Raw genomic sequence first — 12,992 nt, 5'->3', positions numbered from 1 at the left:
ATCTGGGGATAACAGCGATCAAAAGGTTCTTCTGACCGCGAAGTGGTCTAGTGTAGAGTCATTTGTTAAATTTAACTAATAATAAATTCAGGATGTGATTCATATGAAACAGGTACTGCCCGCCATTCGGTTGTCTATCGTGCTTATGCTGATTTGCGGTATTATCTACCCGCTGGCTACAACTGGAGTGGCACAGCTGCTCTTCCCAAATCAGGCGAACGGCAGTCTGATCACACAAGGCGAGAAAACCATCGGTTCGTCGCTGCTGTCGCAGGAAGTAAAATCGCCGGGGCTGTTCCAGCCCCGGGCATCGAATGCCAATTATGATGGAACTGCTTCGGCAGGTTCCAATCGCGCCGTGGCATCGGAGGCGTATATAGTTGAAATGAAGGAAAAGGTTGCTCAGCTCAAGCAAGAGAATCCGGGCTTGCAGCAAATTCCTGCAGATCTCGTGACAGGTTCCGGTTCCGGTCTTGACCCCGATCTGTCACCGGAAGCGGCAAAAGCACAGATTCCCCGGATTAGCCAGGCAACGGGCCTTGGTGAGCAAGAGCTTGCCAAGATCGTCGAGGAACATACACAAGGACGACAGCTGGGCATATTCGGCGAGCCGCGTGTGAATGTGATCGCTCTGAATCAAGCGTTGACGGCTGAGCTAAAATAACAGGCATTTTATTAGCTAATTCCACGGGGAATGTAGCTTTCCTTGGTTGTTCGTATCAGGCCTTCTTCCGAGCTTCGGAAGGGGCTTTCTCCATTTTAAGTAAAGGTTATGTTGGGGGAGTGAACAGGATGGAAGACAGCTTCAAGCGGAAGTCCCCGGAAGACATCTTGAAGATGATCACGAAGCTGCAGCAGGGCACCTTGAAGATATATATCGGTCCGGTCAGCGGTTCGGGCAAAACGTATCATATGCTTAGGGAAGGAAACACATTACGCCATCAGGGGATCGATGTGGTTATCTGCGCTGTTTCGACCATGCAAAGACCGGAGACCGTGGAGCAGCTGGGCGAGTTGGAGCGGATTCCAAGCATTCACTGGTCTCGCTGGAAGGATGGCATGGAAATGAAGGATTTGAATCTGGATGCCTTGCTGGCACGTAATCCGGAGGTTGTGCTCGTTGATGGGCTTGCTCATAGAAACCGAAAAGGGGCGCGTCATGCAACCCGACTGGAAGACATTCAGTATTTGCTGCGACACAACATCAGTGTCATTACAACGGTGAATGTGTATGAGCTGGAGGGATATACGGAGCTTGCACGCCAGCTAACGGGAATTGCAGCAGAGCATACTGTGCCTGCCGATACCCTTGAACTGGCCGATGAAGTGAAGCTGATCGATGTAACTCCTGAAACCGTATTAAGCCGCCTTGCCGAGGGACATCTTCGGGGACATGAAGGTGAAGCGGTGTTCCGGCATGGCAATTTGGGCATTTTGCGTGAACTGGCTCTCCGACTTGTTGCGGAAGGGGTCAACGAATCACTGCGTGAGCACCGGGAAGAGATGGGAATTACGGTTACGACAGGCATCATGGAACGCATTTTGGTATCCACCCAATATCACTGGAACGGGTCCATCTATATTCGGCGGGGACAGCAGATTGCGAAGAGATTAAACGGAGATCTGCATGCCGTGACCTTTCGCAATATGAAGCAGCCACTAACCAAGGAAGCTACTGTTTTTCGTCGCAACATGATCAAACTGGTGGAGAAATTCGGAGGGCAGTTTGAGGAATTGCCTGTGTTACACCGCCGTAACATTCCATCTACACTTGCACGCTACGCAGTCCAGCATCAGATTACCCGCATTGTTATGGGACACTCACGACACAGTCGCTGGCAGGAGCTGTGGAGGGGATCATTTGTTAACTCCTTACTGCGCAGGATGCGGGGTGTCGATCTGTTTCTGCTCGCGGATCGTGCACAGCATGAGGGCGAGCGGGTACTTCCGACCCGATTGCCAGATACAGAGACTCCAACATATCGCAGGTTGAGTGAGCAGGAGATGAAGGCACAGATTGGTCAGATTCGGCGTGGCAAGTTCAAGGTATACATCGGTGCTGCGCCAGGTGTGGGAAAAACGTATATGATGCTCCGGGAAGGCAATGATCTGCTCCGCAAAGGCATCGATGTACGGATTGGTCTGCTGGAGACGCATAATCGGGTGGAGACGGTGGAACAGATCGGCCAATTATCCATCATTCCACGAGAGCAGCGGATGTACCAAGGGGTGCAGCTCGAGGAAATGGACACTGACGCCATTCTTCGTCTATGTCCTGAAGTGGTATTGGTGGATGAGCTCGCGCATACGAATGTCCCGGGAAGCACGCGGCAAAAGCGTTACGAAGATGTGCAGATCCTGTTGGATGCGGGCATCTCTGTCATCACTACCGTGAATGTACAGCATCTGGAAAGTCTGAACGATGCGGTGGAACATATTACGGGAATTAGAGTCCGAGAGACCGTGCCGGATCAGATTTTGCAAACGGCAGATGAGGTCCAGCTTATCGATGTGGCCCCCCAAGCCTTGCGGCAACGCATGCGGGAAGGTAAAATCTATGCAGCAGCCAAGGTGGAACAAGCGCTTGGTCATTTTTTTCGCATTGGTAATCTGATTGCCTTACGGGAACTTGCCCTGCGGGAATTGGCCGATGATGTGGATGAACGCCTTGAATCACAGGAGCGCAAAAGTGCACTTCGCGGTCCCTGGCGCAGACAGGAGGCGGTCTTTGTCTGCGTAAGCAGTGATGAGCATGCGGAGCGGCTGATTCGCCGCGGATTTCGTACAGCCTACCGGTTAAAGGCGGTCTGGCATGTGCACCATGTTCATGTAGGTCAAGTTATGAATAACGAAGTGAAATGCCAGTTGGAGGAGCTGGAGCAGCTGACCGTTCGACTGGGCGGCAAATTTCATATTCATCATAGCCAGAGGCTGCGAGATGTACCTGGTATTTTGGCGGGTAAAGCTTCTGAGGAAAAAGCAACGCAGTTGGTGGTTGGTCAAGCGAAACGGGTCTGGTGGCTGAACGGCTATCGTGGAAAGGGAACGGTGGTCAGCAGGCTGGTGCGGTTATCCAGACATATGGACGTATTGATCGTTGCGGACTACGATTATGATCTGAGCGGGATGTGAGATGTGCTGTGTCTGAACGAAATAAAGGGGAAGACGTCTGGCTGAAGCTGAACCGTGTTCCCAAATATATATGGGTAACCATTGGAATCACATTGCTAACCATTCTGCTACATGCGATAGGGATTAGCGATGACCTGGTTAACGTGGGGTTAATTTATCTTTTTCCGGTATTGGTCAGCGCTGTGTACTGGGGAATGGGGCCGGCTATATATGCAGCAAGTCTTAGCGTCGTTGCCTTTGACTTCTTTTTTGTTCCTCCGTATCTCAGTTTTACGGTTGAAGATTTGCGATATATTTTTTCCTTTATTGTGTATTTGGCAGTGGCGGTATTAACGGCGAGTCTGGCGGGACGCCTGCGGCAGCAGCTGGAGGTGGTAAAACAACGCGAGATTACGACGAATTCGCTATATGCTTTAAGTCGTCAGATGACGGCTGTTACGGATTTGCACACTCTACTCGGCAACATTGCGAGACAAGTGTCACTGACACTTGGAACTCCGGCGGCAATATATCTTCCCAATGTTCAAGGCGAACTTCAGGTTACATCCTCTTCGGAGGATTCGGATTCAATAGCCTGGGGTGAAGGAGAAGCTGAAGTCGCTATTGCCAAATGGGTGTATAAACATGGCGAAATCGCTGGACGAGGCTCCTCCAGCCTGCGGGAATCGTCTGGTCTGTATGTGCCGTTGCGTACAGAAGACCAGATCCATGGGGTGCTCGCTGTGAATCTGGAATCCAGCGATCTTCAGGAGCAGCGGGAAGAGCTGCGTTTGCTGGAGGCGTGTGGCGGGCTGGCAGCAAGTGCCATTGCTCGTGTCAAGCTGGCCGAAGAAGCGAGACTCGCGCAGGTGACGGCTGAATCGGAGCGAATTCGCACCGCTTTGCTAGACTCGGTGTCCCATGAGCTGCGTACACCCCTTACGGCCATCATTGGTTCAGCGACAGGTTTGCTGGAGAATGATTCTCTTTTTACCCGGGAGGATCGAAAAGAGCTGACAGGCAATATCCGAGATGGAGCACTGCGTATGAACAGACTGGTAACCAATTTGCTGGGCATGGTGAAGCTGGAGAGTGGCATGTTGCAGCTGCGCAGAAAATGGTGTGATGTGGGTGACATGATCGGCATTGTGCTAACTCAGGTTCAGCAATTTATCCAGCACCGTCGCATTCGGGTGGAATTGCCGGATCAGCCGCCGTTTGTATCCGGGGATGAGGTTTTGCTGGAGCAGGTTCTGGTTAACGTAATCAGCAATGCCATCAAATATTCACCAGAAGACAGTGAAATCGTCATTACGGTGAAGGTGGATGAGCGGCATGGACGAATGACCATTGTGGTGGCTGATTCGGGTGTCGGGATTCCGGAAGCAGAGCGAGAGCGGGTGTTTGAGAAATTTTATCGATCTGAATCGTCACGGCATGTGACAGGTACGGGACTTGGGCTTGCCATCTGTAGAGGAATCGTCGAAGTTCACGGAGGTACGATTACCGCAGAATCGAATCCGGGAGGCGGCACGCGGGTATGCATTGGTTTGCCCATTGAGGAACCTGAAGCATCATTCCCGTATATGGGACAAGGAGAGGAAGAATGACATGACGGGATCGCAAGGCGCACGCATATTAATTGTGGATGATGAACCACAAATCCGTAAACTGCTGAAGGTTACGCTTCAGGCACACCAATTTGAGATTCACGAATGCGCCGACGGCGAAGAAGCGGTCATTCAGGCGAGCATTGTGCATCCTGATCTGATTGTGCTTGATCTGGGCTTGCCCGGTATGTCCGGAATGGATGTACTTCAGCGGATTCGGGAATGGTCGCAGGTACCAGTCATCGTGCTGACTGCAAAGGATCGTGAAGAGGATAAAATTGCTGCACTTGATGGCGGGGCGGATGATTATGTCACCAAACCGTTTGGCATGGGAGAGTTGGTTGCACGTATTCGGGTTGCCCTCCGCCACGTGGCCAAAACTACGGATGAGCCGGTATTGCGTTTTGGCCCACTCACCATTGATTTGGCCCAGAGACTGGTCGATTTGGACGGGTCATCAGTAAAGTTAACACCAACCGAGTATGAAATGCTGAAAGTGCTCGCAACCCATGCAGGCAAAATTATTACCCAACGCCAGCTGCTGCAACAAGTGTGGGGAGGACATCATCATGAGTCGGACAGTCATTACTTGCGGGTATATATCGGACATCTGCGCAAAAAATTGCAGGAAGATCCCACGCGTCCACGTTTTATTCAGACCGAGCCAGGAATCGGCTATCGTTTTCTGCTTCAGGATTAGGCTGGGAAACAAGATGAAAGCTCAAAAAAGCACCAGCCTCTCCCTGTTGAGGAGGAGACTAGTGCTTTTAGAATTGCAAACAATGGACTTCTTATGACGTGTACTTCGGCAACCAGTCGCCATGAGCTTCGATCAGTTCATCACACATGGAGACGATATCATCAATGGACAGCTCGGCAGCTGTATGCGGGTCAAGCATCGCGGCATGATAGATGTGTTCTCTTTTGCCTGTAATCGCCGCTTCAATGGTCAACAGTTGGGTGTTAATATTCGTACGGTTCAATGCTGCAAGTTGCGGAGGCAGGTCCCCGATATACGTCGGGCTGATACCTGATCCATCAACAAGACAAGGCACCTCAACACAGGCTTCACGAGGCAGGTTGGTGATCAGTCCGTTATTCATGACATTACCGCCGATTTTGTAAGGGCGATCCGTCTCCATGGCCTCCATAATATGTGAAGCGTATTCCCGGCTGCGCGTATGTTCGATATTTTCGCTGGATAACAGCTTCTCACGCATTTCTTTCCAGCCTTCAATCTGGTTCACGCAGCGACGCGGATACTCATCCAGCGGAATATTGAAGCGTTCGATCAGCTCCGGGTAGTTTCGTTTGATAAAATAAGGATGGTACTCGGCATTATGCTCGGAGGACTCGGTTACATAGTATCCAAAGCGCTGCATCAGCTCATAACGCACCATGTCGTCATGCTGCTCTTTCTGCTTTTCTTTCGCCAGACGTTTAATCTCTGGATACAGATCCTGGCCATCCCGAGTTACTTCAAGCAGCCAGGCCATATGGTTGATACCTGCAACTTTCGCGACCACACCCGTCTGATCAATCCCCAATGCATCAAACAGATGCGGCACACACACCTGTACACTGTGACACAGACCTACGGTTTTAATTCCGCCATGCACGTTCATGACATTTGTCAGTACCGCCATCGGGTTGGTATAGTTCAGGAACCACGCATCAGGACACACTTCCTGCATATCCCGTGCAAAATCGAGCATCACCGGAATTGTCCGCAAATTACGGAATATCCCGCCAATCCCGAGCGTATCGGCAATCGTCTGACGCAATCCATATTTCTTCGGAATCTCAAAATCCGTAATGGTACATGGATCATATCCGCCCACCTGAATGGCATTGATCACATATTTGGCCCCGCGCAGTGCTTCCTTGCGGTCAGTATAAGCTTTAATGGCACATTGGCTTCCTAGCGAGCGGGCCATACTAGTAAGCAAACGCTCCGAGTCGTTTAGGCGTTCAGCATCAATATCGAACAACGCCAGCTCAAAATCCTGAAGTGCTTCGGTCATCATGACGTCACCCAATACATTTTTGACAAAAACGGTGCTTCCCGCACCGAGGAACGTAATTTTGTTCATCTCAAGTTCAGCCTCCCTGAATAAATGGTGTACCTCCAATATAGGCGGATCGGACTTATATAACTATGGCTCAACCTCTCTGAAACATGTCATAATCCCATTTTTGGATTCGCTTACAGCTAATAATTGAATGAATTACCTGTTATAATTTTAGTAGAGATAATTACCGTGGTGATGAACAGAGGGAGTGTGGAATGTTGAAATTAATCGAAACAAACGTGGTTCCTATGGATTTGACACAGATGGAGTTGGTACTGTTGTTTTTCGGTTGGCAGGCATGTGATCCATCGCATTATTGGGGTCCGGGTGTTCGGGATGCTTATATTGTTCATTACATTCATGAAGGACGGGGCACGGTGTTTATGGCGGATCAGCAATATGAGCTTACACAGGGTCAGGGCTTTGTCATTCTTCCGGATACGCTGATTCATTATGAAGCGGATGCGAAGCAGCCATGGACCTACTCCTGGTTCGGGTTCAAAGGTGTTCACACCAAATCATTCATGCAGCGGGCTCATATCAGTCCGGAACATCCTGTATTTGAGGCCAGAGATCCAGACATATTCGATCGTCTCTATACGGAGATGGTTCAAGCATCAACACGTACCGGGGGAGATGTGTTCAACCAGAGCCTGCTATACAGGCTGATCGCCGAGCTGATTGCATCTTCTCCCGCAGGAGAGCAGCTGCAACGGCCTCTGTCCACTAAAGAGGAATACATCAGGCAGGCCGTTCAATTTATCGAGAACAGGTATAGTCAGAGAACTTCAATTCTAGATATTGCCCGAGCGGTAGGTTTGGATCGCACATATCTATCAGGGCTTTTTAAGGAGAGGTATGGCAAGTCACTACAGGCTTTCTTTCTTGAATACCGGATGAACCGTGCAGCTGAACTGCTACAGCATTCGGCCCTGTCGGTTAGTGAAGTGGCCCACTCTGTGGGGTACACAGACCCATTACTATTTTCTAAGATGTTTAAGCGAGTGACGGGTGTTTCTCCGAAAGGGTCGAGAAGCATGGAGCAGGGTGAGTAGGCTTCATTATGCTGGGAACCTCGAAAAACGCAAAAAAAGGCCGCGAATCCGAAGATTCATAGCCTAATGCTTTAAGGTGCAAAGACAGGAATAGCGATATGATGAAAATCAGGCAATCGGTGTTCCGTTTGGTAATGTCTGGTCCGGGGTTAACAATACAACGTCACCTTCACCGGGCACGCCGCCAAGCACCAGTACTTCGGATACAAAACCGGCAATTCGGCGCGGCGGAAAGTTGACTACTGCAATAACCTGCTTGCCGATCATCATATCGGGGGTGTAACGTTTCGTAATTTGGGCACTCGAACGTTTAAGGCCAAGTGGGCCAAAATCGATGGTCATTTTAATGGCGGGGATGCGTGCCTTTGGAAAAGGTTCGGCCTCTACCACAGTACCAACGCGGATATCATGCTGTATAAACTCTTCAAAAGTAGCCATGTTATGATGTCTCCTTTCAGCTATGGAGTCCATTATAAAATAGAAATAACCAAAAAATCCAGATTGCGCTAATCGCAACCTGGATTTTAGTGGTGATATGGTATGAGCGATACCCGTTTTTGTCTCACTCAGATAGTGAGCAGAGCAAAACGCCTGATACAGCAACATCATGTTAAAGTTATGCGCCATTCCAATTTTCACCGGTCAGATATTTCTCAGTCAGGATGGATAACATCTGAATGCCGACTTCATTATGTCCACCTTCGGGAATGATGATGTCTGCATACTTTTTGGAAGGCTCGATAAAAGCATCATGCATCGGTTTGACGGTTTCGAGATATTGTTTGTACACGGATTGAATCGTACGGCCGCGTTCTTCCATATCCCGCAGTACTCTGCGCAGAATACGCACATCGGAATCGGTATCAACAAAGACCTTGATATCCAGAAGAGCGCGCAGATGTTCATCAATCAGGACATGCAGTCCTTCCACAATTACGATATGGTTCGGTGCCAGTTCAACCGTTTCATCAGCGGCACGGTTATCTATGGTGAAGTCATATACGGGAGCATATGCCGTTTGTCCTTGTTTTAACAGGGTAAGATGCTCAATTAACAGATCATTATCGAATGCAAACGGATGATCGTAATTGGTGAGTCGACGTTGCTCAGGGGTGAGCTGCGACTGGTCTTTGTAATAGTTGTCTTGGGATATGAAAGTCACTTTGCCTGATCCAAGACGGTCTATGACGGAGCGAGCTACCGTCGTTTTACCGGAGCCGGTTCCTCCGGCGATACCAATAATGAGCATGATTGTTCCATAAACCTCCCTAGAATGGCAGCATGGTCATGGATAAATAATGGATGAATCGGGATAGATTCAAGTCTTTACCCACATGTCTGTCTGTGAATGCACAATTCCTCTATTGTAGCACAGCAAATCACTTTTTTCACCTTAGGGAATTACCACATTTTTCTGTTGAAGCAACCATCAATCTGTATCAATTTAGTCTCAACTTCGTTAGTTTAGGTTGTAGGATCTAGGACCTTCGATATATGATGTCGAAAGATGCCAGTTACTGGCGGGTATCTACATATATAAAAGGAGGTGTACGTTATGAAAAAATCAAGCAAAGTCATTTCTTCCACAGTTATTGCTGCCATCGCAGCTGTATCCGTTGTAACTTCTGCTTCTGCAGCAAGCGTATCTACGATAACTCCGGTGGGGTCTTCTCTCTCAGCTATTGATCTGAGCAGCATGGACATCGAAACAGCTTTGATGATGGTTCAGCAAGAACGCACGAAATTGCTGGATAGCCAATTGCAGGCACAGATTCAACAAGTTCAAAATCGCAATCAAGCGATTGCAGAGCTGAACGAACAATTGCAGGTAGCTAATCAGAATGGGGATACTGCCCAAGCTCAAAAACTGAAAGGCCAAATCGATGCGTTGAGCAACTCACAACAAATGGATATGCTGCGTTTGCAGTCTATGACTAATAAACGCAATGAAGCTTTTGATGTGATGACCAACTTCATCAAGAAAATGCAGGATTCCAGATCGTCCATCATCGGAAACATGCGTTAAGAATGTAAAAAAAGAGCGAAGACGGAATGCATTTCCGACACTTCGCTCTTTTTGTATTCTACTATTTACCAGGTTACATATGTTGCAACAATTTAGTCTGGAGTTAACCCGACCAGTCGCGGCGCCGGGTGAATAGATCCTTCAGCTCATCCGTCGACAGCTCGGTAATCCAGTTTTCAGAGCTGGTGATAATATTGTCGCTGAGCTGCTGTTTGCTTTCCAGCATCTCGTCAATGCGTTCTTCGAGTGTGCCCAGCGAGATAAACTTGTGTACCTGAACATCCTTCGTCTGTCCCATCCGATAGGCGCGGTCTGTAGCCTGATTTTCCACGGCAGGGTTCCACCAGCGGTCAAAGTGGAATACATGATTCGCTGCGGTCAGGTTCAAGCCCACGCCGCCTGCTTTGATGGACAGAATAAAGACCGACGGCTGCTCTGCTGCAGGCAACGTCCGGGACTGGAACTCGTCAATCATGCGATCCCTGGCTGTCTTGGACGTACCCCCATGCAGATACAGCACAGGTTCCTGCAACTCCTGTCTCAATACCTGTTGCAGCATCTGCCCCATGCCGATGTATTGTGTGAAAATCAGGCACCGTTCGCCCTCGTCCCGTAGTTCGCGCACCAGTTCCATCAGTCGTTCCAGCTTCGCGGAGCGGCTGATCAGCATGGCCATGTCCTGCGGACTATATAGGTCATACTCTGTTATAGAGCCTTCCGAGGAGATCGTTTCCGGCAAGGCTTCTTTTGTCAGCAGCAGGGGATGATCACACAACTGCTTGAGCTGGGTTAAGGCAGAGAGAATCGCACCTTTGCGCTTAATGCCTTCCAGCTCTTTCATTTTGTCCATCAGTTCCTGAACGGACTGATCATACAGTGCACTTTGTTCACCCGTAAGGTGAATATACGTTTTCATCTCATTTTTGTCCGGTAGATCGAGTTGAATATTCGGATCTTTTTTCTTGCGGCGCAGCATGAATGGCTTCACTAACTGCTGCAAATCCTGCATGCGTTGCTCGTCCTTATCCTTCTCGATCGCACTGATAAAGCGAGTCTGGAATGCTCGTGCGCTGCCCAGATAGCCTGGATTAATAAAATCATAGATGGACCACAGCTCGGACAGCCGATTTTCAATCGGCGTACCAGTCAGTGCAATACGATGTTTTGCCGGGAAGCTGCGTACCGCCATGGACTGCTTCGTTTGGGCATTTTTAATATTTTGCGCCTCATCCAGACAGATCGATGCCCATGTATATGACTGCAACATCTCCTGATCCAGAGTAGCTGTTGCATATGAGGTAATGATGATATCTACCTGTTCAGTCTGTTCCCGGAACTCTTCTCCGGTCAGTCTTCGTGCTCCGTAGTGCAGACTGACGTTAATTGAAGGCGCGAAGCGACTGATCTCCTTCTGCCAGTTCCCTAATACGGAAGTGGGGCAGACGAGAAGGGCAGGGGCCTGCCCAGGCAAGCGCTGCTCATGCTCATTGAGATGAAGTAAATACGTAATGAACTGTATCGTTTTTCCCAGTCCCATGTCATCCGCAAGACAAGCACCGAGACCGAATCTCCGCAGGAATCCAAGCCATGCGAAACCTTCCTTTTGATAAGAACGCAGCTCAGCATGCAACCCTGCCGGAATAGGCAGGGAAGGAGCGCCGCCTTGCCCACCGCCAAGCTGTGCTATGACCCGGTTCAGGTGTTCGTTCAGTTCCACCTCAAGTCGAATGTTCTCGTTGGACTGTGGCTGTTCTTCGTCCTCTTCCTGTCCTTCCTTGCGTTTCTGGTTGCGATATTCTCGCTGCTCATTATGCAGCAGATGCAGGTGCAGAATATCCTGAAACGACAGTCCTTGCTCCTGATCCACACCGCCCATGGCCCGGCGGATCTGCTCAAGCAAGGCCGGATCAAGGGGAACCCATTCTCCACGGAAGCGGACTAGCCGTTCATTACGGGCCACGAGATCAGCGAATTCTTCCTCGCTGAGATCCGTATCCCCAATTGCAATACGCCAGTCAAAATGAATGATCGAATCCAGTCCAAAGAAAGACTGTCCCCGCTCACTGCCTTCCTCCGGTTTCACCTTGGCACGTAGCTTGGGTTTCTTCTTGCGTGCAGCTTCCCACCAACCCGGAAGCAGCACTTGCCAGCCAGCTTCAAGCAGTCGCCCGCTGTCTTGCGTCAGGAACAGCCAAGCATCCTGATCTCCCAATGGATCACTGAGCACATCCCGACTGCCGCTGATAGCGCGGCGAATTCGGGGCAGATGTGCACGCAGCTGCTCAAGCCATCCTGCCGAACGATCAAGGATGAACGGTGTCCATACGTCTGGCCATTCACCTTCCAGCCGGCCACGTGAATCAAGTCGCACCGGAACCAGAACAGCTGCATCCAGTTTGTTCTGCAATACCAGCCGCAGCCGCCATGCCGGTTCATCTTCTTCCGGCTCCAGCAATTGCAGGAGTGGACGGAATGGGGCTGCGTCTGCTTTCCAGCCGATGGACACGAGCCAGGATTGGGCATCCATTCCGGCTGTTTGTGGAGCTGTTCCGCTTTGTGGAAACAACTGCGGGAACTCGCGCCGCAGATCGGTGGCCGCTTCTTCTGTGCTGTACCAGCGCTGGAATACGGAAGCCGAATAGGCAGCACTCAGTCCTTCGGCGTAGCTCTCATCCGTTTGTTCCACAGCTTTGCCAAGAGCGGTTCGATCCTGCTTTTTCAAGCTGTCCGGGTCCCAGGTCCATTGCAGTTGTCCGGTACGAAATGCGGTGAAGCTAGGGATGTATTTACGATTTTCAATCAATGCTGCAAGTACCGGGGCCAGCCGGATCAAATGCTCAGCCTGCTCGTCCCATTTCCATTCAATGTGCAGAAGGGTGTGCATTTCGCTGAAGAAAGGAATAACTTCTTCCGCAGGCAGGACGACAAGTTCAATCTCTTCGATCTGTCTTGTTTCTAATTCTGTTCCGTAGAAGGAAGGGGCATGCCAAGCAAATAATCGCTGCTTAAGCGATTGTCCCGTTACAAAGTGATGGGTGTTCAGCGCTCCATAGAACAAGGCATCCCCGTATCCTGTCAATGCAACATGGACCTCAATTGTTTCGGTGTAAGGGTGCAT

At 49.9% G+C, this 12,992-nt stretch carries 10 protein-coding genes; 6 read left to right on the top strand and 4 right to left on the bottom strand.

Annotated elements, in window-relative coordinates; all coding sequences use genetic code 11:
* Nucleotides 1-103: 103 nt before the first annotated feature.
* The 4 genes from kdpC to MHB84_RS11840 all read left to right on the top strand — a co-directional run bounded on the left by kdpC (nt 104) and on the right by MHB84_RS11840 (nt 5,421).
* A complete protein-coding gene (gene kdpC, locus MHB84_RS11855; RefSeq protein ID WP_076291947.1) occupies nt 104-664 on the top strand; it encodes a potassium-transporting ATPase subunit KdpC in 561 nt (186 codons plus the stop codon).
* A 128-nt stretch (nt 665-792) separates the two neighbouring features.
* Nucleotides 793-3,132, top strand: coding sequence for a histidine kinase (locus MHB84_RS11850; protein WP_076291946.1), 2,340 nt, complete (start codon nt 793-795; stop codon nt 3,130-3,132).
* Nucleotides 3,133-3,140: 8 nt separating this feature from the next.
* Complete coding sequence (locus tag MHB84_RS11845) at nt 3,141-4,721, top strand: ATP-binding protein (RefSeq protein WP_143764843.1); 1,581 nt, start codon at nt 3,141-3,143, stop codon at nt 4,719-4,721.
* 1 nt (nt 4,722) lies between these two features.
* On the top strand, nt 4,723-5,421 hold the full coding sequence (locus tag MHB84_RS11840) for a response regulator (RefSeq protein WP_076291945.1): 699 nt from the start codon (nt 4,723-4,725) through the stop codon (nt 5,419-5,421).
* 91 nt (nt 5,422-5,512) lie between these two features.
* Here MHB84_RS11840 and MHB84_RS11835 read toward each other — a convergent pair whose 3' ends face one another.
* Nucleotides 5,513-6,814, bottom strand: coding sequence for an alpha-glucosidase/alpha-galactosidase (locus MHB84_RS11835; protein WP_076291944.1), 1,302 nt, complete (start codon nt 6,812-6,814; stop codon nt 5,513-5,515).
* A gap of 197 nt (nt 6,815-7,011) precedes the next feature.
* Between MHB84_RS11835 and MHB84_RS11830 the strand changes: the two genes are divergently transcribed.
* Nucleotides 7,012-7,848 carry an AraC family ligand binding domain-containing protein gene (locus tag MHB84_RS11830; protein ID WP_143764842.1) on the top strand — a complete coding sequence of 279 codons (837 nt, stop codon included), beginning with the start codon at nt 7,012-7,014 and terminating at the stop codon, nt 7,846-7,848.
* A 108-nt stretch (nt 7,849-7,956) separates the two neighbouring features.
* On the opposite strand, the gene csaA is transcribed toward MHB84_RS11830, so the two are convergent.
* Complete coding sequence (csaA, locus tag MHB84_RS11825) at nt 7,957-8,286, bottom strand: chaperone CsaA (protein ID WP_076291943.1); 330 nt, start codon at nt 8,284-8,286, stop codon at nt 7,957-7,959.
* A 178-nt stretch (nt 8,287-8,464) separates the two neighbouring features.
* Nucleotides 8,465-9,097: a uridine kinase gene (udk, locus tag MHB84_RS11820; RefSeq protein ID WP_076291942.1), complete on the bottom strand. Its 633-nt coding sequence runs from the start codon at nt 9,095-9,097 to the stop codon at nt 8,465-8,467.
* Between the two features lie 306 nt (nt 9,098-9,403).
* On the opposite strand from udk, the gene MHB84_RS11815 reads away from it, so the two are divergent.
* The gene (locus MHB84_RS11815) at nt 9,404-9,874 is read left to right on the top strand and encodes a hypothetical protein (RefSeq protein WP_076291941.1); all 471 of its coding nucleotides are present in this window, start codon (nt 9,404-9,406) and stop codon (nt 9,872-9,874) included.
* Nucleotides 9,875-9,977: 103 nt separating this feature from the next.
* Here MHB84_RS11815 and MHB84_RS11810 read toward each other — a convergent pair whose 3' ends face one another.
* Nucleotides 9,978-12,992, bottom strand: coding sequence for a DEAD/DEAH box helicase (locus MHB84_RS11810; RefSeq protein ID WP_076291940.1), 3,015 nt, complete (start codon nt 12,990-12,992; stop codon nt 9,978-9,980).

It is taken from the genome of Paenibacillus sp. FSL F4-0087 (genome assembly GCF_038020215.1).
GTDB classification, from domain to species: domain Bacteria; phylum Bacillota; class Bacilli; order Paenibacillales; family Paenibacillaceae; genus Paenibacillus; species Paenibacillus taichungensis.
Note: the sequence above shows the minus strand (reverse complement) of the source record. Positions and strands in the feature narration are given on the sequence as shown.